Source organism: Arsukibacterium indicum, from assembly GCF_019100565.1.
GTDB classification, from domain to species: domain Bacteria; phylum Pseudomonadota; class Gammaproteobacteria; order Enterobacterales; family Alteromonadaceae; genus Alishewanella; species Alishewanella indicum.
Genome location: NZ_JAHRID010000005.1, coordinates 250,246 through 275,790, shown reverse-complemented (window position 1 = coordinate 275,790; position 25,545 = coordinate 250,246). Strand labels below are relative to the sequence as shown.

The window sequence follows — 25,545 nt, the reverse complement described above, 5'->3', positions numbered from 1 at the left end:
TAGTCTGGTTAATGTAATGACAAATGTGGAAAAATTTGTGCGAATTGTAAATTTAAAGATTGTCGGGTTAGGGGTGTTGCTGTTAACAAGTGAGGTCGTGTTTGCAGATGTTTCAGTACAACTGTCATCGTTACTTGAAAGGCACGCTTTGGCCAATGGTGTAGACATTACGCAGTTAGGTGATTTAAACGCCGCTAATGTTACACAGGCTGGTGAAGCTAACTATGCGGTATTAATCCAGCAAGGTGTGCTTAATCAGATTTTTTTACAGCAGTATGGTACTGACAACCAGGCACAAATTAACCAGTACGGAAACAATAATCACGCTGATATTTTACAGCACGGGGAGAGCAATCTGATCCAGTTAGAGCAATGGGGAAACCGAAGTTTCGCTATTGAACAAATTGGCGATGGTGCTGAAATCTCAATAATTCAATACTAAAAAGAGACTCAGGGAGCTAACATGAACCTTATTAAATCACGTAAACATCTGTTAGGTATGGCTGTCGCTTTGTGCTTCGCTGGCAGTGCTTTTGCCGATAATGAAGCAACGATATTTCAAAGCTCTGCTGCAGGTTCGCTCGAAGGGAATACCGCAGAAGTTACTCAGACTAACACTGGTGGTACAGCTAATCTGGCTATAGTTGAACAGGTAGGTGAACTTAACTTCAGCAGCGTAATGCAAAATGGCTTATGGTTGGAAGGATATAGTTTCAGCACCGGTAATGATAACTCGGTCAGACTGGAACAATATGCTGATTGGCACATCGCCGCTGCTGATATCATTGGTGATGAAAATATTGCTACGGTGACACAGGATGGTTTTTATAATCAGGCCGAAGTGATAGTTGAAGGGAATGTCAATGATGCCGCAATTTTTCAGACCGGAGATTTAAACGAGGCTTTTGCGACCTTACAAGGTGATATGAATCTTGCTGAAATTGAACAAAATGGCAACGGCAACTGGGCGAATGCGGGCTTTAGTGGAAATGGCAACACGTTGTATAGCATACAGGAAGGTAACGATAACCAGGCTGGTATGTTTAATTTGTTTGGTGATAACAACATATTTGAATCTGAGCAGTATGGTGATGCCAACGTGGCGGGTGTTGTAGGCCTGACCGGCGACGACAACCAGGTTTATGTGCAACAGGAAGGTACTACCAACGTCTTTATCGCCACTGGCGTTGAGGGTAGCAGTAATTTTGTTGATATTAAACAAGATGGTGTTGATAACGTGTTTTTAGTCGAGCCTCTGGCAGGTAATGACAATATGGTACTGATTGACCAGACTGGCACGGGCAATACAGTTGAGGCGCCGATTGGTCTGGTTGGCAATGACAATCTGATTGATATGCGGCAGGATGGTAGCCTGAATAATGCTCTTATTGCTACTGATGGCGATGGCCATAACCTTACTGCTTATCAAAACGGTGATGACAACACGGCAGAAATGCTATTAGCCGGTGATAGCAACGATGCCACTATTTATAGTTTTGGTAATGCAAATATGGCTAGTATTGGGCTGTTTGGTAGCAGCAATACCGCTGAAATAATGCAAACCGGAGACGACAACTTTGCTGGTATCGATGTAGTTGGCGATGACAACGATATTGCCGTCGAACAGAATGGGAACTTAAACTCAACATTTATTACCAGTGATGCGGCTGTTGTTATGAACAGCATTGATATTGAACAAAGTGGTGAGTTAAACCTGGTTGATATTCTGATTGAAGGCAGCGGTAATGTTGCAGATATTCTGCAGCAAGGTAATGGTAACTGGGTGGCGGGTAATAACGGTTATTTCGCGCTTTCAGGCGAGAATGGTACCGTTACTATCAGTCAGGTGGGTAATGATAACCTGGTACTCGGCGAGCAGTATGGCAATGGCAATATTATGACTATTGTGCAAGAAGGTGACTTTAATACCGCCACTGTTACTCAAAACTAATTTGCAAGGCGGCCTTAAGGCCGCCAGTTGTATATGAAAACACTTTTCCTGCTGTTTATATTGCTGTTACCCGGCCAGGTAGCAGCAAATGATATCGAACTGAGCGGTTTGGTTATAGACCGCACTATCTCGCGTTTTGGCAAAGACTTCATGTTTTACTATTCAGGTTACTGGCGCGATATGCCCGCTACTGAAGGTGTGTCTGTAGTTATTTATGAGCAGGTGTATCCGCAGGCGGGTACTTTTTTGTGGGTAGAGATTAATCAGCAACGGGTTTATCAAACTTACTTTGGCCGCAGGTACAATAATGTTAAAGACATGGCTGAACAAGCTATTCTACGCAGTATTAATGAACTTGCTAATATTCAGGCCAGAACAATGTTGGGTGAGCAGGATCAGGAAATATTTTAATAGGGAATAAAAATGAAACGATGTGCAGTAGTGCTATTCCTGCTGACAAGTGCTTTAGTAAATGCCACTGAGTTAGTGTATACCCCGATAAACCCCAGCTTTGGTGGTAATCCGTTAAACGGAAACTTTTTATTGCAAAAAGCCCAAAGCCAGAATGGATTTAAGGAAGAGCGGCCAACGTTGTCCTTTGTTGATAAGTTTCAGGAGGCACTTGAGCGAAATATTATTAACTCTCTTACCAGGCGAATCGCTGACGGCGAATTAGTTGATGGCGTCTACAATACAGGCGAGTTTCTGGTTGAGATTTCAACGGGAACGGATGGCAGTGTCATTGTTAATATAACTAATCTGGATACGGGTGAAGTAACCATCATTACTATTCCGGTAATTGGTGGCGGACTATAGTAATGAAACTACAATTTATAGCGACGGTGTTATTTTTGTTAGCCGGTTGCTCCGCGTTGCCAAAACCGGAGCTTAATATTACGCCGGCCAGTGTTGATAGTGTCAGCAGCACTATGCAAAGTTTGCAGCAGCAGGCCAAACCGCGTCAGCAAATTCCGGTTTCGGTGTATGCGTTTCGCGATCAAACAGGCCAGTATAAACCTCAGGGCAATGTTTCAAGTTTTTCAACTGCAGTAACGCAGGGAGCAACATCCATGCTAACCCAGATTTTACTGGACAGTGGCTGGTTTGCGCCGTTAGAAAGAGAAGGGTTACAGAACTTACTCACAGAGCGGAAAATTCATGGCGCCAATAAAAAACTGAACGAACTGCCACCGTTGAAAGAAGCCCGGCTGGTGTTTGAAGGTGGCATTATCGGCTATGAGACCAATTTAACGACAGGTGGTATTGGCGCTGAGTATTTTGGTCTGGGCTTATCAGAGTTATACCGAGAAGATCAGGTTACGGTCTATTTAAGGGCGATTGATGTATACAGTGGCCAGGTATTGCTATCAGTTTCAACAACAAAAAAAGTTTTTTCACAGGAGCTTAGGGCTGGCTTATTCCGGTATGTTTCACTAAACAGGCTGGTTGAAATGGAAGGCGGTTATTCAACCAATGAGCCTGTTCAATACTGTGTGAAACAGGCAATGGAAAGTGCCGTGGTTGAACTGATAAATATTGGTTTGGACCGTGGCTTCTGGCGGGCAGATGATCAGGCAAGCCTGGCCACTGCAGGCTGACTGGTTATCATCTGATTGGATTGCTGCAACCAGCGCAGCAATTCAACTCTGTTACGGGCCTGTGTTTTACGAAAAATAGCGGATAAATGAGCTTTAACGGTATGAGCACTGATATTTAACGTTGCGGCGATCTCTTTGTTGCGAGCGCCTTCCGCCACCAGGCCGATTATTCGTTTTTCCTGCTTTGTTAATTGGGCATTATTGGCTGCCGAAACTTCAGTATTTAATTTCTTGGGTTTATTAATTAACTGGTCAACAACATCAGACATGACAGTCCGGGAGTAATAAAGCTGACCGGACATCAGAGTTTTCAGAGCGGTAAGAACACGGTCAAGTTGTTCATCACGGTAAATTAAACCTCTAAGACCGCTATGTACTGCCATTACGGGTTCAATCAACGCGCGTTCAGCCTGGAAAATAAAAGCCGGGTAGCTTTGCATTAGCTGAGCCAGTTCAGCTGATATGCCTTTTTTTGTTAAATCCTGGCTGGTAAACTGGCAACCAACCAGCACACCTGACTTAACTGGCTGCAGTAAAAAGTCATGTCTGCTGCATTGCTGTACTTTTATGCCAACCGACTGCGCTAACATTACGATATTGTGTAATTGCTGGCGCTCTGACAGTATTATCAGCCTGGAAAACCGTTCCATTGTTTTCACCTCCAAACGACTTTAGTCTGAACCCTGACTAAAACAACTTCGGATATACTGTACCGCGTGGCAATTAATTGCAACCAATGATGGCTGCAACACAGAAAATATAACTGATACAATGCTACGAGGTGTGAATCTAACCTAAGCACAGTAATTAAGTTTCAGTTGATTATAATAACGGTAGGAAATGTAATGCGCGTAAAGAAAATTCTGGTGGTTTGTTTAGGGAATATTTGCCGCTCACCAACCGCTCACGCAATACTCAGACATAAAGCTCAGTTAAAAAGCCTTGATATTGAAATAGACTCGGCAGGTACCAGTGCCTCGCATAAAGGGGAGCCGCCTGATAGTCGCAGTATTAAAGCGGGAAGCGCCAGAGGTTACCATTTCAACGATCTTTATTCCCGACCGGTATTTGACCACGATTTTGCCAATTTTGATCTTATTCTGGCAATGGATAACGACAACCTGGCTGAACTAAACAGACGATGTCCTGCTGAATTTGCGCACAAAGTTAAGCTGTTTCTGTCTTTTCATCCGGAATATCCAACGATAAGCGAAGTTCCAGACCCTTATTACAGTGGCAGTAAAGGTTTTGAACTGGTGCTTGATCTAATTGAGCGCGCCTGCGATAACCTTGTTTCAGCACCGGAGATAACCGGCAGATAGCTAAGTGATGGGCTTATTACTTTATCTCTTTAATTAGTTTGAAAAACTCTGAGAACAAGATTGAATTTACGTCCAGAAGTCTATAACTTTGCAGACGTCTTAGTAATTTTTAGTATAGGAATTAGATTGTGACCACCTGGACGCCAGATAGCTGGCGGGCACTGCCCATTCAACAACAGCCGTCCTATCAGGACCAGCAATTACTGCAGCAAGTGGAACAACAGTTACATCGTTACCCACCTCTGGTATTTGCTCAGGAGACCCGTGATTTACACACGCAATTAGGCCAGGTTGCAAAAGGCGAAGGCTTTTTGCTGCAAGGCGGCGACTGTGCAGAGAGCTTTAACGATTTTAATGCACCCAAAATCCGCGACACGTTTAAAGTGCTGCTGCAAATGGCAGTGGTATTGACCTACGCCGGTGGCTTACCAGTGGTTAAAGTGGCCCGAATGGCAGGCCAGTACGCCAAGCCCCGTTCCAGTGATCTTGAGACGATAGAGGGGGTATCATTACCAAGCTATCGTGGCGATATTGTTAATAGTTTTGAGTTCACCGAGAGTGCCCGCCAGCCCGATCCAAACCGGCTGATAACGGCGTATCATCATTCTGCTGCCACCCTGAATTTGTTAAGAGCATTTGCTCAGGGCGGTTTGGCTGATTTACACCAGGTTAGTAAATGGAATATGGGCTTTGTGGAGTCTAACCCGCTAAAAGATCGCTATCATAACGTGGCGCAGCGGATCCAGGAAGCGCTACGTTTTATGGAAATTTGTGGTATTACCGCGCAGAACTCGCCGTCTATCCGGGAAACACAACTATTTACGTCTCATGAAGCATTACTTTTAAATTATGAAGAGGCATTAACCAGGCGTGATTCGCTGACTGGCGACTGGTACGACTGCTCAGCGCATATGGTTTGGATTGGTGAGCGGACCCGTCAGTTAGACCACGCTCATCTGGAGTTTTTCAGGGGGATCCACAACCCGGTGGGGGTTAAAGTTGGGCCGGGTATGCAGCCTGATGAATTAATCAGACTGATTGATGCACTTAATCCGAACAATACCGCTGGTCGGTTAACCCTGATTACCCGGATGGGCGCGGATAAACTGGCTGACAAGTTACCAGCATTAGTGCGCAAGGTTAAAGCAGAGGGACGGACAGTGGTCTGGAGCTCCGATCCGATGCATGGCAATACGGTAAAAGCCAGTAACGATTTTAAAACCCGGGATTTTGAAGCCATTTTACGAGAAATTCGGAATTTCTTTGCCGTACATAAGGCGGAGGGCACCCATGCTGGCGGGATTCATCTGGAGATGACTGGTGAGCATGTGACAGAATGCACCGGTGGTGCTTATGGTTTAAGCGAGCATGATTTAAGTAAAAGGTATTTTACCCAGTGTGACCCCAGATTGAATGCAGATCAGGTACTTGAGCTGGCGTTTCTGATTGCCGATACTTTAAGTGCAGGCAGGAAATAATAGTCTGGCCCTGTTTTAATTTAAAAAAGGCCCTTAAGGGCCTTTTTTGTTAGTATTTATGCCGTTTCAACCCAGTTTTGGCAATAATTTTTGCAGATATTTCTTCTATCGACAAATGCGTCGAATTTAAAAAAGGAATTTGCTCCCGCCGGTACAGTGCTTCAACTTCATTCAATTCAGCCGTGCATTGTCTGATAGAAGCATAACGGCTATCAGGACGGCGCTGCTGACGGATCTGACTCAGCCTCTCAGGCGTGATGCTAAGGCCAAACAGTTTATCCTTATTGCGCATCAGCTCCGCGGGTAGCCGTAGCATTTCCATGTCTTCTTCGACAAAAGGATAGTTAGCTGCCTTTATTCCATATTGCAAGGCAAGATAGAGGCTCGTGGGGGTTTTACCTGAGCGGCTTACCCCTACCAGAATAATATCTGCCTGATCAAAGTTTTTCATATTAGCGCCATCGTCATTGGCCAAAGCATAATTCACCGCATCAATTCTGAAATCGTACGTCTTTTCATGCATGCTGTGGGTGCGATGAGTTTTAGGTACCGGCGCTATACCTAATTCGCGCTGTATGGGCTCAACAAAACTGTTAAGAAAGTCATAGCAAATACCATCGCTACTGTTAATTATGTGTCGTAGGTTGTCAGCAACAAAGGTCTGGAAAATAAGCGGTTTCACTCCCGTTGTTTTATATCGATCATTAATTCGGTTTTTAACCTGTTCAGCCATATCCACTGTTTCAACAAAAGGAATGGTAATATGCTCGAATTGTGCTGGAAAAAGAGTAAGTAAGGCATGGCCAAATACCTCAGCCGTGATAGCAGTACCATCAGAAATATAGAAAGCTGTCCGCACCTTGAACTCCGTTTTGTTGTTATAAAATTACATAAAAATTAAGGTTTTAAATAAGTCCGGCCAGAGTGTAAAATCACTGCGCCATGTAACGCTGACTGTAAGCTTACACGCCCTTCGACAAAAATTGGAGACGAACTGTGCAAGAATTTGTGATTTGGTATGAAAAACTGGGTATGCACGATGTGGATCGGGTAGGGGGTAAAAATGCTTCCCTGGGTGAAATGATCAGTAACCTGGCTAATGCCGGGGTGCAGGTGCCTGGTGGTTTTGCCACCACTGCTGATGCCTTTAATCAGTTTCTTGAGCAAAGCGGAGTTAATGAGCGTATTTATCAATTACTGGATGGGCTGGATGTTGATGATGTTACGGCACTAAGCAAAGCCGGAGCGCAAATCCGGCAATGGGTAATAGACACGCCGTTTCAACCTGAACTGGAACAAGTGATTCGTCAGGCTTACCAGCAGCTGCATACCGATCCTGCACATGATGTTTCATTCGCTGTTCGCTCTTCAGCAACGGCCGAAGATATGCCAGATGCTTCCTTCGCCGGCCAGCAGGAAACGTTCCTGAATGTCCGGGGTTACGATGCAGTTATCATTGCCATTAAACACGTTTTTGCCTCGCTATTTAATGACCGGGCTATCTCCTATCGTGTGCATCAGGGCTATGATCACCGGGGCGTAGCGTTGTCTGCCGGGGTACAGAAAATGGTGCGCTCAGATATTGCTTCCTCTGGCGTAATGTTCAGTATCGACACTGAGTCAGGTTTTGAAGATGTTGTGTTTATTACGTCGTCTTACGGCCTGGGTGAAATGGTGGTGCAGGGCGCTGTTAATCCTGATGAGTTTTATGTTCACAAACCTACTTTAGCGGCGGGCCGGCCAGCGGTTGTTAAGCGCAATATTGGCAGCAAAAAAGTCGAAATGGTCTACTCGGCGGAGCAGGGCCATGGTAAGCAGGTAAAAATTATTGATGTTGATACCACTCGCAGCCAGCAGTTTTCACTAACTGATGCCGAAGTTGAAGAACTGGCAAAGCAAGCGGTTATTATTGCTGAGCACTACGGCCGGCCTATGGATATTGAATGGGCAAAAGACGGCAATGACGGCAAGCTTTATATAGTGCAGGCTCGCCCGGAAACCGTAAAAAGCCGGGAAGACAGCAATAATATGGAACGATTTCAGTTACAGGGCTCAGCGCCTGTGCTGGTTGAGGGCCGGGCGATTGGCCAGCGTATTGGCAGCGGCACCGCTAAGGTTCTCAAAGGTATTGAGCAGATGGACCAGATAATGGCCGGGGATGTGCTGGTAACCGATATGACAGATCCGGACTGGGAGCCTATTATGAAAAGGGCCTCAGCCATTGTAACCAACAGGGGGGGGCGTACCTGTCATGCGGCAATTATTGCCAGGGAATTAGGTATACCTGCTGTGGTTGGTTGTGGTGATGCTACCAGCAAGATTAAAACCGGTCAGCAGGTAACGGTATCCTGCGCGGAAGGTGATACTGGTTTTATCTATGATGGCAAACTTGATTATAAAGTTGTCAGCAGCCGGGTTGATCAGATGCCGGCACTCGATTTAAAAATTATGATGAATGTTGGTAACCCTGAACGGGCATTTTCATTTGCCAAATTACCGCATGCCGGTATTGGCCTGGCCCGGCTTGAGTTCATTATCAACCGTATGATTGGGGTGCACCCTAAAGCACTGCTAAATTTTGATCAGCAGACGGCGGAGTTACAAGGCACTATTAAACAGATGATTGCCGGTTATGCTGATCCGGTTGAGTTTTATATTGCAAAGTTAACCGAAGGTATTGCGACATTGGCCTGTGCTTTTTCGCCGCAAAAAGTCATTGTCCGGATGTCTGATTTTAAATCAAATGAATATGCCAATCTGGTTGGTGGCAGGCAGTATGAACCGCATGAAGAAAACCCGATGATTGGTTTTCGCGGCGCATCGCGTTATATCTCTGCGGATTTTCGTGATTGTTTTGCCCTTGAGGTTGAGGCATTAAAGCGGGTGCGGAATGACATGGGCTTTACTAATGTTGAAGTGATGATCCCTTTCGTTCGCACTCTGGAAGAAGCTGCGGCAGTCATTGATTTGCTGGCCGAGCATGGCCTGAAGCGCGGTGAGAATGGCCTGCGGGTGATCATGATGTGTGAATTGCCCTCAAATGCTTTATTAGCTGAAGAGTTTCTCGAGTATTTTGATGGTTTTTCCATTGGTTCAAATGATCTAACCCAGCTGACGCTTGGTTTGGACCGGGATAGCGGTTTGATAGCCCATTTGTTCGATGAACGTAATCCGGCTATCTACAAACTATTGGAAATGGCAATCAAAACCTGTAAAGCGAAAGGCAAGTATATTGGTATTTGCGGTCAGGGCCCTTCAGATCACGAAGATTTCGCCGGCTGGCTAATGCAGCAGGGCATAGATAGTGTCTCATTAAATCCGGATACGGTGTTGGAAACCTGGTTGTATCTGGCAGAAAAATTTGGTAAACATTAATCTTATTATCTGAATCACAGCCCCGCTTCGCGGGGCTTTTTCGTAAAATGGCATAGATCGGGCGTTGAGAGACTAAAATCGCACAAAAAACCACTAAACACCCAATACAGACGACAGCAAACGTAGCTATTAACAGCGTGTTATGGCAAATTACTGAGAATAAGCCACTAAAAATACTAACAACAATAATTACAGGGGAAACTAATGGAAGCCTTGGTCAGCACCGTCAATAGTATTATCTGGAGCCCTGCGCTGATATTCTTGTGTCTTGGCGCAGGTTTGTTTTACTCGATCATTACCCGCTTTGCTCAGGTCAGACACTTTAAAGAAATGTGTAAGCTGCTGTTAAGTGGCAACGAATCTGATAAAGGTATTTCTTCATTTCAGGCACTGGCAGTATCGTTATCGGGCCGGGTTGGGGTAGGTAACATCGCCGGCGTGGCTGCTGCCATTGGCTTTGGTGGGCCGGGTGCCGTATTCTGGATGTGGGTGGTGGCATTTCTTGGCGCCAGTACTGCCTATGCTGAGTCTACGTTGGGCCAGGTTTATAAAGTTGACGAAGATGGTCAGTATCGGGGTGGCCCGGCGTATTATTTTGAACGATGTCTCGGTCAGAAGTGGCTGGCGGTGTTATTTGCAGTATCAGCAATTATCGCCTGTGGCGTCTTTCTTCCTGGGGTGCAGGCCAATGCGGTGGGCAATGCGTTTACCCAGGTGTTTGGCGAAGGCAATATGGTGGTTACCAGTTTTGGTGAAGTCGCCAGTTTAAAACTGGTAGCGCTGGCGATTATTCTGATTGTGCTGGCATTTATCATATTTGGCGGGATCAGAAGGATTGCTCACTTTACTCAGATCGTGGTGCCTTTTATGGCACTTGGCTATATCGTTATGGCTCTTATCGTGGTTTTCCTTAATCTGGACAAAGTACCTGGTATTTTCAACCTGATTATTTCCGATGCCTTTACAGCTCAGGCCGGCATGGGCGCAGCAATTGGCTGGGGCGTAAAACGTGGTATTTATTCTAATGAAGCCGGTCAGGGAACGGGTCCGCATGCGGCAGCCGCTGCTGAGGTTGATCATCCGGCGCAGCAAGGTTTGGTTCAGGCATTCTCGGTTTATGTTGATACGTTATTTGTTTGTACAGCCACGGCGCTGATGATTTTAATTACCTCACAATATAACATTCAGACCGAAGATTTTAATGCTGCTACAGGGGCGGGCACGCTGATTGTCCAGAATATTGATGCGGCAACTGAAGTGGCGTCGCCGGCTTTTACCCAGATGGCGTTGAACAGCGTATTTGGCCAGTTCGGTCAGGCTTTTGTTGGAATAGCTATCTTCTTTTTCGCTTTTACCACCATTCTTGCCTACTACTATATTGCCGAGACCAACGTTTCCTACTTAAACCGTTATTTTAAGGGCAAGATCCCATTGGTACTGGTGAAGGTTGTTATCATGGCAATGGTCGCCTACGGTATGGTGAATAGTTCTGGCTACATTTGGGGGATCGGTGATATCGGCGTCGGCTTAATGGCCTGGATTAATATCCTCGGTATTCTGGCTATTTTCTTTGTCGCTAAACCTGCCATTTTATGTCTGAATGACTATGAAGAACAAAAGAAAGCCGGTGGCCCTATCCGGTTTGACCCGGTAAAACTGGGTATAAAAAATGCTACCTTCTGGGAGAAGCGGCTGGAAAAACAGCAGAAGTAACGTTAAAAAGCAAAGGGATCCCTGGGCCCGGCTACTAAGCCGGGCTTTTTTTTGATCAGGCTAAGTTTTTTGCGTCATCAGGCAGGTTGCACCATACTTAGGCCAATCAATTGACATGTTTTATAGCAGGGAGAAGTTAAAATGCAGATAACATCTTTATTACCTGGTGCAACAGTGGCAATGCTGCTTATTAGTGTGTTAACGCTAACTGGCTGTGAGCGCGAGCGGCAAAGTCTTGAGGCGCAGACTGATGAAGCTGGCATGACCATTAAAAGTGAGGATGGTACCGGTGATGATCTGAATATTACCACTGCCGTGCATACAGCTATTCAGGCCGAACAACGTTTAGCTAATCTGAATATTCTGGTTGAAACCAGTAAGGGCGATGTCAGGCTAAGCGGCGAGGTGGCGACTGACGCGCAGCGCGAACTGGCCGAAAATATAGCTGCTGGTACTCCGGGGGTGCATGCGGTTAATAACGATTTAAAAGTTATCGGTACGCCACCGCAGTAAAAGCGGCGGCGTTGACATTGTTCTATTCTACTCCGATAAATCCGCCGGTCTGATGGGCCCAAAGCTGTGCATAAATGCCGCCGGCGGTAATCAGTTCAGTATGGGTACCCTGTTCAACAATAGTGCCATTGTCTAGCACGATAAGCCGGTCCATCTGGGCAATGGTTGATAAGCGATGGGCAATGGCGATAACTGTTTTACCATCCATCAGTTTGTTCAGACTTGCCTGAATAGCAGCCTCTACCTCAGAGTCTAATGCTGATGTCGCTTCATCGAGGATCAATATCGGGGCGTTTTTTAACAATACTCGGGCTATTGCTATCCGCTGGCGCTGGCCGCCTGAAAGTTTTACCCCACGTTCACCAACTTGTGCATCGAGGCCTCTATTACCTTTCGGATCGGATAAATCTTCAATAAAATCCAGCGCTTCTGCTTGCTCGGCCGCTTGCAGCAATTCAGCTTCGGTTGCATCAGGTTTACCGTAAGCTATATTTTCGCGCACTGAGCGGTGTAGCAGGGATGTATCCTGAGTAACCATGGCAATATGCTGGCGCAGGCTTTCCTGGCTTACCGAGCTGATATCCTGGCCATCAATTAATATTTTACCGCTTTCGATATCATAAAAACGCAGTAGTAGGTTAACCAGCGTGGATTTGCCGGCACCAGAGCGACCGACCAGGCCCACTTTTTCACCGGGTTTAATGCTAAGATTCAGTTGTTGCAACACTGGGGCTTTGCCGCCTGCAACGTCAGTCTTGCCATAGTTAAACGTAACCTGTTGAAATTCAATATTACCTGCCGGCACGGTCAGCTTACTGGCATGACTCTTATCTTTTACATCAATTGGCCGTGACAGTGTCGCGATACCATCTGCGACAGTACCAATATTCTCGAACAAAGCGCTGACTTCCCACATAATCCACTGAGCCATGCCGTTTAACCGCAAAGCCAGACTTATAGCAATAGCAATGGCGCCGACGGTAATGGCGCTGCCGGCCCAGAGATACAGCGACAGCGCGGCAACACTGAACACCAGCAGGTAGTTCAGGCTTTGTACGGAGACACTCAGGCCGGTAGCCAGGCGCATTTGCTGGTAAACCGGTTTCAGGAAAACATTCATGCTGTCTTTGGCGTAACTTTCTTCGCGATTGGTATGAGAGAAAAGTTTAATAGTGGTGATGTTGGTATAACTGTCTACTATCCGGCCCGTCATCTCAGAGCGGGCATCTGCCTGAGCCGTTGATACTCTTTTCAATCTGGGCACAAAGTAGAACTGCAGTGCGATATAGATCATAAGCCAGATTAACATTGGTACTATTAATCGCAGATCAGCGTCCGCCACGAAAAATAGCATTGCGCTGAAATACACCAGTACATAAACCATCACATCAAGTAACTTCATTACTGTTTCCCGGACCGACAGTGATGTTTGCATCACTTTGGTGGCAATCCGACCGGCGAAGTCGTTCTGATAAAAGCTGACACTCTGGCGCAGTAAATAGCGGTGTGCCAGCCAGCGGATCGACATTGGATAATTACCTAACAATGTCTGATGAACGATTGCTGAGTGAATAAAGGTCATCAGCGGCAATAAGACAAGGGTAACTACCGCCATGCCAATCAGGGTAGTGCGTTCGTCATTAAAGAAATTTTCAGGATCATTGGCGACCAGCCAGTCTACTAACTGTCCCATAAAACTGAACAATGAAACTTCAAGAACGGCCAGGATCGCTGATGATAAAGACATAAACAGCAACGAGCGTTCCATGCCTTTCGTGTAGTGACGGCAAAAGGCCAGTAAACCACGAGGTGGCTGGTCGGGTGCTGCTGCGGGAAAAGGTGTAGTGAGTCGTTCAAAAAAACGCAACATATAGGATCCTGAATAGAAAAACCAAGTTAAACGCCTGCTAGTGTACCCGATTTTACAGTGTTGGATCAGTCTAATCATCGAGACGCTTACCAGCGCGGTAAAGCAGAATTGCCGGCGCAATTGTATAGCAATAAAAATGTTATACTATAACAAAATATTGCTATAGCCACGTCAAACCAGCCTGTTATAATCAGCGTATAACTTAACTTGTTTTAAAAAAGCTCTGGCCCAACTTATTATTGCAGTAGTGCGCCTATAAAGCTGAGATGTAAAATGACCATAAAACTTGTCACCTCTACCGTGTTACCCACTCCTTTTGCTGAATTCAGATTGCATGGCTTTCTCGCTGATAATGGTAAGGAACATGTCGCGCTTACTCTGGGAGATGTCACGACCAACGAACCGGTTCTAGCAAGGGTTCATTCCGAGTGTTTAACCGGTGATGCGTTGTTTAGTCTGCGCTGTGATTGCGGGCCACAATTAGAGGCCGCAATGCGTAAAATTGCTGATCTTGGGCGCGGCTGCATTTTATATCTTCGTCAGGAGGGACGGGGAATTGGCCTTATAAACAAAATTCGAGCTTATGCAGAGCAGGACAAAGGGCTGGATACCGTAGAGGCGAATGAAATTCTCGGTTTTTTACCTGATATGCGGGAATATGATGTTGCAGCAAAAATGTTTGAGCAACTGGGAGTTAAGCAAATTCGCTTGCTGACCAATAACCCAAGAAAATTAAAAGCGCTGTCAGATGTAGGGGTAAATATTCTGGAGCGTGTTCAGCACCGGGTTAAAACCACGGCGCACAGTCATCGCTATTTGGCGACAAAAGCCGCTAAACTTGGCCATATGGAGTGAATTGCTGCTTATGATACCCAAACTTACGCCTGAGTTAGCACTTGATGCCAGTATCATTGCGTTTAACAAAGCGCTGCTTGCCGCTGGTTTTAACGGCGATATTGAGACAAGCTACAGCAGCCGTCTGGCGGTAGCCACCGATAACAGCGTTTATCAGGCGTTGCCACAAGCCGTATTGCTACCCAAAAGTACTGATGACGTGGTTATTCTGACTTCACTGGCACAAACCTCGAGCTTCTCGCATATAAAATTCAGTCCGCGTGGTGGCGGTACCGGCACTAATGGTCAGGCGCTTACTGAGCACGTGGTGGTGGATTTGTCCCGCCATATGCGGGGAATTCTTGAAATTAATGTTGAACAGCGTTGGGTAAGAGTGCAGGCTGGCGTGATTAAAGACCAGCTTAACGCCTTTTTAAAGCCCTATGGCTTTTTTTTCGCGCCGGATTTATCTACCTCTAATCGTGCCACCATTGGTGGCATGATTAATACTGATGCCTCTGGCCAGGGCTCGCTGGTGTATGGTAAAACCAGCGACCATGTATTGGCGTTAAAAACCGTGCTTATTGATGGCAACATTTTAAAAACCCATAAAATGGCCACCTTTGAAGCAGAACACCGGGCAGAAATGCCGAACAGTATTGGCCGTATTTATCGACAGGTTTTAGATAGTTGCAGGCAGTTCCGGCCTCAGATCCTGGAGAAGTTTCCACGCTTAAATCGTTTTTTAACCGGCTACGATTTAGAGCATGTATTTAATGATGATTTATCCGAGTTTGATTTGTCCCGGATAATCACCGGCTCTGAAGGATCGCTTGGCTTTGTTACAGAAGCAAAACTTAATATCACCCCGATTGCCCGGTTTAAGTGCCTGCTAAATGTAAAATACGACAGTTTTGAAAGTGCCCTCAGAAACGCGCCTTTTCTGGTTGCAGCCCAGGCCACTTCCGTAGAAACTGTTGACAGTAAAGTGCTGGATCTGGCGCGCAATGATATTATCTGGCATCAGGTTAAAGAGTTAATAACTGATGTACCTGGTGTTGAGATGCAGGGCCTGAACATGGTCGAGTACAACAGCGAAAACCAGGCCGACATTGAGCAGAAAATAGCAGCGCTGACCGCGAGGCTAGACAGTGCAATCGCAGACAAAACAGATGGCATTATCGGTTACCAGTTAACATATGACAGTGCTGCCATCAGCAATATTTATGCAATGCGCAAAAAAGCCGTTGGCTTGCTGGGTAATACAAAGGGTGCCCAGAAGCCTATTGCCTTTGCTGAGGACACCGCAGTACCGCCAGAAAATCTGGCTGATTTTATTATGGAGTTTCGCGCGTTGCTGGACAGCCATGGTTTGCATTATGGCATGTTCGGCCATGTTGATGCCGGTGTGTTACATGTGCGTCCAGCTTTGGATTTATGTGACCCGGAGCAGGAAAAATTGCTGCGGACTATTTCTGATAAAGTGGTAACGCTAACCGCTAAATATGGCGGTTTGATGTGGGGTGAGCATGGTAAAGGCTATCGTAGTGAGTACGGTCCGGCTTTTTTCGGTGATGAACTGTTTAACGAATTGCGAAAAATTAAAGCCGCATTTGACCCGAGAAACAGAGTTAACCCTGGCAAAATATGCACACCATACTATAGCAATGAACAGTTAGTCTCAGTTGATGGCCAGAAACGCGCCTGGTTTGACCGCCAGATACCTTTAGCGGTAAAAACCAGCTTTGACAGCAGTTTAAACTGTAATGGCAATGGCCAGTGTTTTAACTATGAACAAAGCTCGCCGATGTGCCCGTCCAGCAAAGTTACCAAAGACAGGCGTCATAGTCCGAAAGGTCGGGCGGGTTTAATGCGGGAGTGGTTGCGCCTGTCAGAGCAGCAGGGATTTGACGTGCTAAAAGCAGAGCAGCAACTGACAGCTAGTAAACAACCTGCTGGCAAGTTCTGGCAAAAAATCAAAAATAGCCTGGCGAAGCAACAGGGAGAGCCGGATTTTTCCCACGAAGTAATGGAAGCAATGGAAGGTTGTCTGGCTTGTAAAGCCTGTGCCAGCCAGTGCCCGGTTAAAGTGGATGTACCGTCTTTTCGTTCGCGGTTTTTACAACTTTACTATAGCCGTTATTTGCGACCAGCCAAGGACTATATCGTCGGCAATATAGAGCGAACAGCGCCTTTACTGGCTAAAGCTCCCCGGGTAGTAAATTTTATTGTTAAACGTAAACTGGTCGCTGCCTTGCTTGATAAAACAGTCGGCTACGTCGATACACCCTTACTTTCAGTGCCAACATTGGCACAACTAACTGACAATAACTATCAGTTTGATTTGAGCCGGTTGCAACAATTGACTCCGGCAGAGAAAACGAAAACCGTGTTGCTGGTGCAGGATCCGTTTACCAGTTTTTATGAGGCTGAATTAGTTGCGGATGCGTTACGGTTGTTGGAGAAACTGGGTTTTACACCAGTACTATTGCCGTTTCTACCAAATGGTAAACCACAACATGTTAAAGGTTTTTTACGTCAGTTTGCCAAAACTGCTGCGACGGCTGCCCAGTTTTTTAATCAGTTACAGCAACTTGAGTTGCCCATGCTCGGACTCGATGCGTCATTAGTATTGGTATACCGGGATGAATACAATAAAGCTCTGGGCGATCGACGGGGGGCTTTTAATGTGCAACTGTTGCACGAATGGTTGGTAAAACAACCGTTACCAAAGGCACAGAGTAAAGGTGAGTTTGCGTTACTGTCACATTGTACAGAAAAAACCGCGTTACCCGCTACTGAGAGTGCGTGGCAGCATATATTTAATCAGGCAGGCTTGAACTTAAAAACGGTATCAGTTGGCTGTTGTGGTATGGCAGGCACGTATGGCCATGAGTCGCAAAACCTGGAAAACAGTAAAGCGTTATTTGAGATGAGTTGGCGCGCACCGGTTGATCAGTTTGGTGTGTCAGCTATCTTAGCTACTGGTTTTTCCTGTCGTAGCCAGGTGAAACGCTTAGCCGGCAAAAAACCAAAGCATCCGCTACAGGCGCTATTGCAAAGTTTATCGGTGCAGCAGTAGGGTAAGTTCAAGTTAAAGTTTGCCAATTAGCAGATATAAAAAAGCCCTCTGAAGAGGGCATTTTTATAGTAAATGGCTATGCGCTATCAGAATTTATAGCTAAGCCGAACATAGTAGTAACCTCCATTAATGCCCATGGGCGAGGTTTCATAATACTTACCACCAAATTCATTGTTCGCAACACCGGCCTGAGTCAATTGTAATTTTTCAGGCTCGGTATCGAACAGATTTTGTGCGCCGGCAGACAACACAAAGCTGTCTGTGACATAGTAACTGACCTCTGCATCGAAAGTAATTTTAGCGGACGCATTTACCTCAGTACCCGGTTCTTCCGGTGTGCCAACCCAGTCGACATGAACACCCTGATATTCCCCATAATAATTGGCTCGGGCGAAAAAGCTCCAATCGTCCCACGCCTGATTCCAGCTAAGCGTTGCCCGGTGATTTGGTAAATCGTTTTCAAGCCGCGAAACTTTGTCCGGACCAGTAATAGCTGGCCGGCCTTCCGGTGGAGTACTGATTCGGTCAACTTTTGTTTCGTTCCAGTTATATGCCAGGCTGAACGTGCCGCGTCCATTAAGAATATCCATCGCATAGTTGGCGACTAAGTCGATACCCTGAGTTGTAGTGTCAAAGTCATTGGTAAAGAAACTTACCTGCTGAATTGAATCAACATTTCTAACACCTGCTGCACGCAGTGCGTCACGGTCGGCATCAGTAAGATTTATTTTACTTGACTGACTAATCCGATCTGTCACTTCGATATTGTAATAATCGAGGGTAGCAAAGAAGTTACTTCCGCCGTATACCACACCAAACGCATAACTGGTAGATTCTTCTGGTGTCAACTCCTGGCCACCCAGTTGCAGTGAAATAGGATTTGTTGGTGGCAGTAACGCCGAGTCTACCAGTACACCTGACTCCAGGTTTGTCTGCACATTACTGACATTAGACTGACCTACTGTTGGTGCTCTGAAGCCGGTACTGGTAGATGCACGGAATGCCCAATCATCATTTAACCGGTATTGACCGGTTAATTTATAGTTAGTTGTATCGCCAAAAGTATCGTAATCCTCATAACGCAGCGCAAGGCCTAATAACAACGCTTCAGATACTTCAGCTTCCATATCGACATAAGCGGCATAGTTACGACGGGTATAAACACCTGCATCTTCCGGTTTAAAGCCGGGGAAACCGTTTGAACCGATACTAAAGCCCTGGTCAACATAAGGACCAACAGCAAAAGAGGCGACATCGCCTGCGACTACTTCGAAGCTTTCTTCAGTCCATTGGGCACCGAAAGCGACAGTTAAATCTTCATACAGACCTGCCGGTACAAACTTAACGAAATCAGCGCTAAAAGTTTTTTCCAGTTGAATATATTTGCCTGGGTTAAACTCTGTGGGAGATTCCGGGCCCAGCGAAGCGTTTACAGTATTGGTCATTATATAGGTCGACTCATTGCGGCCTACTGTACCACTGAAGTCATACATAATATCTTCAAACCAGCCACTCTTAAACTCACCCTTAGTACCAATAGCAAGCGCAGTATCAGTTACGTTACCGCCGAAGGTCGGGGTAAAGCCACCGGGGAACATCTCATTGAATGCAAAACAGTTTTGGCCCACTGCAGTATTTGGATCGGCTATCAGTGCATAGTCTGCCTGATCTAACACATTGCCACTGGTAATATTAACCGTCGGGCAGGCAATATTCGGGTCGAGCTGAGCAACCAACAAGGTTTGGCCACCGTCATTTGAGAAAACACCTGGCCGGTTGTGTGGATTACGGTAATAAAAACCACCTGTTACATCACGTTCAGAATAGTTACCAAACATGTAGGCCTCACCGCCGTTACCCAGGTCAAGCCCTGAATTAACAAATATGGTAATATCATCTTTAATTTCCGGTGAACCCCATACCTGGGTAAGTGGCGCAATAAATTCATTGCCAGCAGCAATAAAGCCGAGTGCATCAGGACGTTGTACGCTGCGACTGGTAGCATCAGAGTTTTTATATTGGGCGCTGACATTAACAAAACCATTATCTGTCAGTGGCATACCAATATTGGCTGCATATTCGGTAGATGTGCCATCGCCCTCATAATATTCACCATGTTTTACTTCAAAGCTACCGCCGTCAGCCGCATCTTTTAATACAAAGTTTATAACCCCTGCGATTGCATCAGAACCGTACTGAGCAGCTGCACCGTCACGTAATATTTCTACTTGTTTTAAGGCTATACCTGGAATAACCGAAATATCAGCCCCCTGCGCACCATCGTTGATACCGCCTCCCAGAAAGGCAATAACAGAGGCTTTATGGCGTCGTTTACCATTAGTCAGAATCAAGGTGCTATCGGCTGATAAGCCACGAAGATTTGCCGGTCGGATCAGAGTAGCAGCGTCACTAATCGGGTTTGAATGAACATTTAAAGAGGGGACAGTGGTGGTTATCATGTTCAGCATATCTGAACTACCGCTTTTAACCAGCTCATCACCACCTATAATATCGACAGGCACTGGCGAGTCACCAATTGAACGCGGTGCAGAACGACTACCCACCACCGCAATTTTTTCAATGGCTTGTTCTTTAGCGGCTGTTTGGTTTTCTTCCTGAGCAACGGCTGCTCCGCTTGCTATACCTAACGCAAACGTGGTTGCTATGGCATACTTAACTGCATGCGCAACCGGATGGTATTTATTGTTGTGTTTCATAGTGTTTTCCTGGATTATTTTTTTTAGATGATCACTGGATAACGCTCATTGTTCCAAAGCGCCAAATTAACCATATTTTAAAATCAAGCTGTTGTCCATCGCAGTTTTATCGACATTGGTCGATGAAATGGAAACAAATTGTAAGGAAAATCAGCTGCAAGCCAGCATTCGCGGGAGAGCTATGAAATCGATTGCAAATTTATTGCCAGAGTATTTTGCTGATGTAGTAACGTTAGCTAATCAAGTTCATGGTGATAATTACCTGAATATAACCACATTAATGGAAATGTATTCCCGAGGTATTAAAGACGGAATAAATGCAGGCTTTGTTGCAGTGTCTGATGGAAAGGTAGTTGGATATCGGTTGAGTTATGCCGCGGGCCAATGGCCACTGGATAAATGGTGTTCTGTTAGCTTATGGCCGGTTGCGCCGCAGCACATGGCTTATTTTAAATCTGTTGCAGTGGCGCCTGAGTTGCAGGGCCAGGGCCTCGGATCAACGTTATTAAAAGCGTCGGTCGCAGCGCTTCGTCAGCAAGGGGCATTGGCTGGCCTGGCTCATATCTGGCAGCAAAGCCCGGGCAATGCTGCTCAGCGTTATTTCAGCAAAGCTGGCGCTGAACTATTGAAAGTACATCCAGACCGTTGGCTTCATTTGTCCGAGTCAGCAAATTACATTTGCCCACTTTGCGGCAACCGTTGTCATTGCACCGCAGCAGAAATGGCCCTGACTTTTGCGGATATTGAATAATGTATGATCCCTATATTTCGCGAGCTCTTAGCCGCAATCAGCCAGATGTCGCCAGCTACTGGCAATCAATAACTCCGCCGGGCAAGCATTTCGATGCGCTTCAAACTGATATCAGTTGCGATGTTCTTGTGATAGGTGGTGGCTACACCGGTCTTAATTGTGCTTATGAATTGGCAAATACCCATCAAAGAAATGTTGTACTGGTTGATGCACTGCAACCTGGCTGGGGCTGCAGTGGTCGCAATGGTGGTTTTGTACTTCGAGGAACCGGCAGACTGGGGTTAAGTCAGCTTGTTACAAAATTTGGTCTGGACACGGCCCGGTTGTTTCACCAGGAGTACGGAGAGGCAATTGCCCGGGTAAACCAGCTTATTGTTGCCGGAAATATTGACTGCCAGCAGCAACCAGTTGGCTATTATAAAATTGCTCATAAGGCTGGCATGGCGGCAGATTTAGCGCGTCAGGCTACATTTCTGCAGCAACAGTTTGGCTATCAGGCGCAGTACCTGGACACACGTCAACTGCAACAGCAGGTTGTCAGGCACCGTCAGGCGCATGCAGCATTGTCATTTCCAGACTGTTACGGACTAAACCCGTTAGCGTTGGCACATGGCTACGCCAGAATGGCCTCTGAGGCCGGAGCCACTTTGTATGGTCAAACTCCGGTAAACCGTCTTAAACGCCGCAATGGCGTTTTTGAAGTCGCAACACCAGAGGGCATCATTACTGCGAAAAAACTGGTACTGGCCACAAATGCCTACACCGCCAAAGGTTTGTATCCTGCGCTGAATAACAGTTGTCTGCCGGTACTAAGCAGTGTAATCGTGACTGAACCACTTAACAGTACGCAGTTACAACAGCTTAACTGGCAGCAGAACAGCATTATGATGGATACCCGGACCCTGAAATATTATTACCGGCTGCTACCTGACAACCGCATTTTATTTGGCGGCAGAGGCGCGATTACCGGTAAGGCTGCCGCCAATCCGATTTATGCACAGCGGTTACTGGCCGCATTAAAACGCTGTTTTGGCGGATTAGAACAACTTACTTATCAGTATCAATGGAGCGGGTGGGTTGGGGTGTCATTTGATGACTTACCCCGGGTATGTTCACCTGAACCGGATTTGTTCTATGCTGCAGGGTATTGTGGTAGTGGTTTGTCTTACAGCACATTGGCTGGCAAACGGCTGGCACAGCTTGTTGCTGGCCAGCCGTTACCAGCATTGCCAATATATCAAAGTACTTTACCCCGATTCCCAATGTCAGCGTTCCGACGTCAAGGTCAACAGTTGTATTATCATTGGGGGCGCTTTAAAGATCATTTTTTGTAGCCATTTTACGTGCTGCTGGTGTTAGCTTGCAGCCTTGCTTACAATGGCCTTTTTGTAAAAAGGCAGATTAATTATGTCGTTCTGGCCCGAATTTCTGATTATTGCTACGGTGCACTTATTTGCTGTGGCCAGCCCCGGACCGGATTTTGCTATCGTCTTGCGCTATGCAGTGCGGTTTGGTCGCAGGGCAGCCATTTTTGCCAGTCTGGGGATTGGCCTGGCAATTCTACTGCACGTAACCTATTCGCTGGTGGGAATAGGAGTGTTGATTAAAACCACGCCCTGGTTGTTTCAACTGTTAACTGTATTAGCCGCCTGTTATCTGCTTTATCTGGCACAGGGTGCGCTGCGCACTAAAGCACCAGCCACTGCCGACGCTATTGCCGTTGAACAGCAAGCCATACCTGCAGGATGGAAAGCATTCAGTGCCGGTTTTATTACCAATGGCCTTAACCCAAAAGCGACTTTGTTTTTTCTGTCGCTTTTCGCTGTAGTAATTTCAGCTGAAACACCTTTCAGTTATAAAGTGATTTACGGTTTATATATGGCCCTGGCAACAGCGATGTGGTTCTGTTTGTTATCTTTTCTGCTGACGAACAGTAAAGTGCGGGGGTTTTTATTACTCAAAGGCTATTGGTTCGACCGGTTGATGGGGGTATTGCTGTTTGCTCTGGCTATTCAGCTTTTACTAAGCAGCTTCAGTAGCCAGACAGGCGGATAATTAACGCGTTGTAACCTTTGCCGATAGCCGGAGGATAGGTATAATGCCGGCCGTTATTAATTTGCTCCGGATTTACGATCCGGCATCGCAAGAGGTGTGTTATGTACGTAGTCGCTGCTTTATACAAGTTTGTAAATTTGCCTGATTATCAGGATCTGCGCCAGCCATTATATGATGTGATGGCAAATAATGGTGTTAAAGGTACCTTATTACTGGCCGCCGAAGGTATTAATGGCACTATCTGTGGTTTACGCCAGGGTATTGATGCCGTTAACCAGTGGTTTGCCGCCGACCCACGCTTTGCTAACCTGAGTTATAAAGAATCTTTTGCCGATGAACCGGCGTTTTACCGTACCAAGGTAAAACTGAAGAAAGAAATTGTTACTATGGGTGTTGAAGGTATCAATCCGGCCCATATTGTCGGTACCTATGTGAAAGGCGAGGCCTGGAATCAGCTTATTAGCGATCCGGACACTTTGCTGATAGACACCCGCAATGATTATGAAGTGGCGATTGGCACCTTCAAAAATGCCGTTAACCCCGATACCACCACTTTCCGTGAGTTTCCGGCGTGGGCAGCCGAGAACCTGGATAAACACAAACATAAAAAGGTTGCAATGTTTTGTACTGGTGGTATCCGCTGTGAAAAATCGACCGCTTTTTTGAAAGAGCAGGGGTTTGAAGAGGTTTATCATCTGGATGGCGGTATTTTAAAATATCTGGAAGAAATGCCTGCTGAGCAAAGTTTATGGCAGGGCGAATGTTTTGTATTTGACCAACGCGTTGCGGTTAAACATGGCCTGGAGCAGGGCAGTTATGATCAGTGCTATGCCTGCCGGATGCCGTTATCCGAAACTGAGATGCTATCTGAGCACTATATTAAAGGCCTGAGCTGTCCGCATTGCTTTGATAAAACGACTGATGAGCAAAAAGCGGCGTTTGCTGAGCGGCAAAAGCAAGTAGCGTTGGCTAATGCACGCGGTGATAAACATATTCGCGATGGTAAACTTGATAAATAGCTAATTATTCAGTAACCATTCTATTTAATAGAACTATCTCTCTATTTTATTGCAATTTTAATTCTTTTTAGTTGAGCTATTCTGCCCTGATGTAAGGAGGGCAGTATGCTCACTAATTCTTCATCCCAATATGGCATAATTAGTGTCAGTTTACACTGGCTGGTAGCACTTAGCATTTACTCGCTATTTGCGTTGGGTTACTGGATGGTGGATCTCACTTATTACAGTAGTTGGTATCGCACTGCACCTTACTGGCACAAAAGTGTGGGTATTTTGCTATTTGGTGTCGTAGTGTTCAGATTGCTGTGGCGTTGCTATACCACAACCCCATCGCCCGTTGCCTCGCACAGTGTAATTGAAAAACGGCTCGCTAAACTAACCCACAATTTGCTATACCTGCTAATGCTGCTGATTATGTTGTCCGGATATCTAATTTCAACTGCCGACGGCCGTCCCATTTCGGTATTCGGCTGGTTTAACGTGCCCGGGTTTGGTGAAATCTTTCCACAACAGGCAGACCGGGCTGGTCTGGTTCATAAGTATCTTGCTTATTTCATCATTGCGCTCAGTCTGCTACATGCTTTGGCAGCGTTGAAGCATCATTTTATCGACAAAGATTTTACCCTGAAACGAATGTTTGGGCGCTCTGCCCGGTAATTTTGCAAACCAAGGAGTTATGTAATGAAAAAACTGATATTAGCAGCCGCCCTGAGCGCTGCAAGCAGTATGACAGCAAACGCAGCAGATTATAAAATTGATACCGACGGTGCTCATGCATTTGTCCAGTTTAAAATTAGTCATCTTGGGTATAGCTGGTTATATGGCCGCTTTAATACCTTTGACGGGCAGTTCAGCTATGATGCTGCTAAGCTGGCAGAGTCAGAAATAAATTTAGTCATTGATACTGCCAGTGTTGATTCGAACCATGCTGAACGGGATAAACATTTACGTAGTGGTGATTTTCTAAATGTATCTAAGCATCCCAAAGCAACGTTCAATAGCACAAAAGTTGTTGCTAAAGAGGGTGATAAGTTCGATTTATACGGTAACCTTACTCTTAATGGGGTAACGAAAGAAGTTGTCATTAATGCTGAGAAACTTGGGGAGGGCAGCGATCCGTGGGGCGGATATCGGGCTGGTTTCGCCGGTACAACGTCATTTGAACTAAAAGATTTTGGCATCAATTATGATTTGGGGCCTGCATCTTCAACGGTGTACCTGGATCTGACAGTAGAAGGTATTCGTCTGTAAAAACTCTGCGGCTGGC

22 protein-coding genes are annotated in these 25,545 nt (G+C 46.0%); 18 read left to right on the top strand and 4 right to left on the bottom strand.

What is annotated here, in order from left to right:
* The first annotated feature begins 37 nt into the window (after positions 1-37).
* Genes KQY15_RS12540 through KQY15_RS12520 form a run of 5 tightly spaced genes read left to right on the top strand, consistent with a single transcriptional unit; the run spans position 38 to position 3,549 of the window.
* Positions 38-442: a curlin subunit CsgB gene (locus KQY15_RS12540; protein ID WP_308160244.1), complete on the top strand. Its 405-nt coding sequence runs from the start codon at positions 38-40 to the stop codon at positions 440-442.
* Between the two features lie 21 nt (positions 443-463).
* Positions 464-1,951, top strand: coding sequence for a hypothetical protein (locus KQY15_RS12535; RefSeq protein WP_217669657.1), 1,488 nt, complete (start codon positions 464-466; stop codon positions 1,949-1,951).
* A gap of 33 nt (positions 1,952-1,984) precedes the next feature.
* Complete coding sequence (locus KQY15_RS12530) at positions 1,985-2,362, top strand: curli production assembly/transport protein CsgE (protein ID WP_217669655.1); 378 nt, start codon at positions 1,985-1,987, stop codon at positions 2,360-2,362.
* A 12-nt stretch (positions 2,363-2,374) separates the two neighbouring features.
* Positions 2,375-2,767 carry a curli assembly protein CsgF gene (locus KQY15_RS12525; protein ID WP_217669653.1) on the top strand — a complete coding sequence of 131 codons (393 nt, stop codon included), beginning with the start codon at positions 2,375-2,377 and terminating at the stop codon, positions 2,765-2,767.
* Between the two features lie 2 nt (positions 2,768-2,769).
* Entirely contained in the window at positions 2,770-3,549 is a 780-nt protein-coding gene (locus tag KQY15_RS12520; protein WP_217669651.1) for a CsgG/HfaB family protein, read from the top strand.
* Here KQY15_RS12520 and KQY15_RS12515 read toward each other — a convergent pair.
* Positions 3,522-4,199: a response regulator transcription factor gene (locus tag KQY15_RS12515; protein WP_217669649.1), complete on the bottom strand. Its 678-nt coding sequence runs from the start codon at positions 4,197-4,199 to the stop codon at positions 3,522-3,524. The two genes, KQY15_RS12520 and KQY15_RS12515, sit on opposite strands and share 28 nt — an antisense overlap.
* 195 nt (positions 4,200-4,394) lie before the next feature.
* Between KQY15_RS12515 and KQY15_RS12510 the strand changes: the two genes are divergently transcribed.
* Entirely contained in the window at positions 4,395-4,871 is a 477-nt protein-coding gene (locus KQY15_RS12510; RefSeq protein WP_217669647.1) for a low molecular weight protein-tyrosine-phosphatase, read from the top strand.
* A 128-nt stretch (positions 4,872-4,999) separates the two neighbouring features.
* Positions 5,000-6,349 carry a class II 3-deoxy-7-phosphoheptulonate synthase gene (locus KQY15_RS12505; RefSeq protein ID WP_217669645.1) on the top strand — a complete coding sequence of 450 codons (1,350 nt, stop codon included), beginning with the start codon at positions 5,000-5,002 and terminating at the stop codon, positions 6,347-6,349.
* A gap of 49 nt (positions 6,350-6,398) precedes the next feature.
* Here the strand turns inward: KQY15_RS12505 and ppsR are convergent, their stop codons facing one another.
* Complete coding sequence (gene ppsR / locus KQY15_RS12500; RefSeq protein ID WP_217669643.1) at positions 6,399-7,208, bottom strand: posphoenolpyruvate synthetase regulatory kinase/phosphorylase PpsR; 810 nt, start codon at positions 7,206-7,208, stop codon at positions 6,399-6,401.
* A 137-nt stretch (positions 7,209-7,345) separates the two neighbouring features.
* On the opposite strand from ppsR, the gene ppsA reads away from it, so the two are divergent.
* The 3 genes from ppsA (at position 7,346) to KQY15_RS12485 (ending at position 11,950) form a co-directional block, all read left to right on the top strand.
* Positions 7,346-9,724 carry a phosphoenolpyruvate synthase gene (gene ppsA, locus KQY15_RS12495; protein ID WP_217669641.1) on the top strand — a complete coding sequence of 793 codons (2,379 nt, stop codon included), beginning with the start codon at positions 7,346-7,348 and terminating at the stop codon, positions 9,722-9,724.
* Between the two features lie 204 nt (positions 9,725-9,928).
* Entirely contained in the window at positions 9,929-11,437 is a 1,509-nt protein-coding gene (locus tag KQY15_RS12490; protein ID WP_217669639.1) for an alanine/glycine:cation symporter family protein, read from the top strand.
* Between the two features lie 141 nt (positions 11,438-11,578).
* On the top strand, positions 11,579-11,950 hold the full coding sequence (locus KQY15_RS12485) for a BON domain-containing protein (protein WP_217669637.1): 372 nt from the start codon (positions 11,579-11,581) through the stop codon (positions 11,948-11,950).
* Between the two features lie 22 nt (positions 11,951-11,972).
* Here KQY15_RS12485 and KQY15_RS12480 read toward each other — a convergent pair whose 3' ends face one another.
* Positions 11,973-13,820, bottom strand: a complete 1,848-nt coding sequence (locus tag KQY15_RS12480; protein WP_217669635.1) for an ABC transporter ATP-binding protein — start codon at positions 13,818-13,820, stop codon at positions 11,973-11,975.
* Positions 13,821-14,093: 273 nt separating this feature from the next.
* Between KQY15_RS12480 and ribA the strand changes: the two genes are divergently transcribed.
* Positions 14,094-14,675, top strand: coding sequence for a GTP cyclohydrolase II (gene ribA, locus KQY15_RS12475; protein WP_217669633.1), 582 nt, complete (start codon positions 14,094-14,096; stop codon positions 14,673-14,675).
* Positions 14,676-14,685: 10 nt separating this feature from the next.
* On the top strand, positions 14,686-17,736 hold the full coding sequence (gene ydiJ, locus KQY15_RS12470) for a D-2-hydroxyglutarate dehydrogenase YdiJ (RefSeq protein ID WP_217669631.1): 3,051 nt from the start codon (positions 14,686-14,688) through the stop codon (positions 17,734-17,736).
* An 86-nt stretch (positions 17,737-17,822) separates the two neighbouring features.
* Here ydiJ and KQY15_RS12465 read toward each other — a convergent pair whose 3' ends face one another.
* Positions 17,823-20,453: a TonB-dependent receptor plug domain-containing protein gene (locus KQY15_RS12465; RefSeq protein ID WP_217669629.1), complete on the bottom strand. Its 2,631-nt coding sequence runs from the start codon at positions 20,451-20,453 to the stop codon at positions 17,823-17,825.
* A gap of 181 nt (positions 20,454-20,634) precedes the next feature.
* Between KQY15_RS12465 and KQY15_RS12460 the strand changes: the two genes are divergently transcribed.
* The 6 genes from KQY15_RS12460 to KQY15_RS12435 all read left to right on the top strand — a co-directional run bounded on the left by KQY15_RS12460 (position 20,635) and on the right by KQY15_RS12435 (position 25,529).
* Positions 20,635-21,204, top strand: coding sequence for a GNAT family N-acetyltransferase (locus KQY15_RS12460; protein ID WP_217669627.1), 570 nt, complete (start codon positions 20,635-20,637; stop codon positions 21,202-21,204).
* Entirely contained in the window at positions 21,204-22,538 is a 1,335-nt protein-coding gene (locus KQY15_RS12455; RefSeq protein WP_217669625.1) for an NAD(P)/FAD-dependent oxidoreductase, read from the top strand. The genes KQY15_RS12460 and KQY15_RS12455 overlap by 1 nt, the downstream gene beginning before the upstream one ends.
* Positions 22,539-22,611: 73 nt before the next feature.
* Positions 22,612-23,259 (top strand): LysE family translocator, encoded by a 648-nt coding sequence (locus KQY15_RS12450; RefSeq protein ID WP_217669623.1) that lies wholly within the window; start codon positions 22,612-22,614, stop codon positions 23,257-23,259.
* A gap of 101 nt (positions 23,260-23,360) precedes the next feature.
* Positions 23,361-24,278, top strand: coding sequence for an oxygen-dependent tRNA uridine(34) hydroxylase TrhO (gene trhO, locus KQY15_RS12445; protein WP_217669621.1), 918 nt, complete (start codon positions 23,361-23,363; stop codon positions 24,276-24,278).
* A 105-nt stretch (positions 24,279-24,383) separates the two neighbouring features.
* Positions 24,384-24,935: a cytochrome b gene (locus tag KQY15_RS12440; RefSeq protein WP_217669619.1), complete on the top strand. Its 552-nt coding sequence runs from the start codon at positions 24,384-24,386 to the stop codon at positions 24,933-24,935.
* A 24-nt stretch (positions 24,936-24,959) separates the two neighbouring features.
* The gene (locus tag KQY15_RS12435) at positions 24,960-25,529 is read left to right on the top strand and encodes a YceI family protein (protein ID WP_217669617.1); all 570 of its coding nucleotides are present in this window, start codon (positions 24,960-24,962) and stop codon (positions 25,527-25,529) included.
* The last annotated feature ends 16 nt before the right edge of the window (positions 25,530-25,545 follow it).

Excerpts from the sequence above, each read along its gene's own strand:
- KQY15_RS12535 (WP_217669657.1), top strand. The coding sequence starts at position 464 with ATGAACCTTATTAAATCACGTAAACATCTGTTAGGTATGGCTGTCGCT.
- KQY15_RS12530 (WP_217669655.1), top strand. The coding sequence starts at position 1,985 with ATGAAAACACTTTTCCTGCTGTTTATATTGCTGTTACCCGGCCAGGTA.
- KQY15_RS12525 (WP_217669653.1), top strand. The coding sequence starts at position 2,375 with ATGAAACGATGTGCAGTAGTGCTATTCCTGCTGACAAGTGCTTTAGTA.
- KQY15_RS12520 (WP_217669651.1), top strand. The coding sequence starts at position 2,770 with ATGAAACTACAATTTATAGCGACGGTGTTATTTTTGTTAGCCGGTTGC.
- KQY15_RS12515 (WP_217669649.1), bottom strand. The coding sequence starts at position 4,199 with ATGGAACGGTTTTCCAGGCTGATAATACTGTCAGAGCGCCAGCAATTA.
- KQY15_RS12510 (WP_217669647.1), top strand. The coding sequence starts at position 4,395 with ATGCGCGTAAAGAAAATTCTGGTGGTTTGTTTAGGGAATATTTGCCGC.
- KQY15_RS12490 (WP_217669639.1), top strand. The coding sequence starts at position 9,929 with ATGGAAGCCTTGGTCAGCACCGTCAATAGTATTATCTGGAGCCCTGCG.
- KQY15_RS12485 (WP_217669637.1), top strand. The coding sequence starts at position 11,579 with ATGCAGATAACATCTTTATTACCTGGTGCAACAGTGGCAATGCTGCTT.
- KQY15_RS12480 (WP_217669635.1), bottom strand. The coding sequence starts at position 13,820 with ATGTTGCGTTTTTTTGAACGACTCACTACACCTTTTCCCGCAGCAGCA.
- ribA (WP_217669633.1), top strand. The coding sequence starts at position 14,094 with ATGACCATAAAACTTGTCACCTCTACCGTGTTACCCACTCCTTTTGCT.
- ydiJ (WP_217669631.1), top strand. The coding sequence starts at position 14,686 with ATGATACCCAAACTTACGCCTGAGTTAGCACTTGATGCCAGTATCATT.
- KQY15_RS12465 (WP_217669629.1), bottom strand. The coding sequence starts at position 20,453 with ATGAAACACAACAATAAATACCATCCGGTTGCGCATGCAGTTAAGTAT.
- KQY15_RS12460 (WP_217669627.1), top strand. The coding sequence starts at position 20,635 with ATGAAATCGATTGCAAATTTATTGCCAGAGTATTTTGCTGATGTAGTA.
- KQY15_RS12455 (WP_217669625.1), top strand. The coding sequence starts at position 21,204 with ATGTATGATCCCTATATTTCGCGAGCTCTTAGCCGCAATCAGCCAGAT.
- KQY15_RS12450 (WP_217669623.1), top strand. The coding sequence starts at position 22,612 with ATGTCGTTCTGGCCCGAATTTCTGATTATTGCTACGGTGCACTTATTT.
- trhO (WP_217669621.1), top strand. The coding sequence starts at position 23,361 with ATGTACGTAGTCGCTGCTTTATACAAGTTTGTAAATTTGCCTGATTAT.
- KQY15_RS12440 (WP_217669619.1), top strand. The coding sequence starts at position 24,384 with ATGCTCACTAATTCTTCATCCCAATATGGCATAATTAGTGTCAGTTTA.
- KQY15_RS12435 (WP_217669617.1), top strand. The coding sequence starts at position 24,960 with ATGAAAAAACTGATATTAGCAGCCGCCCTGAGCGCTGCAAGCAGTATG.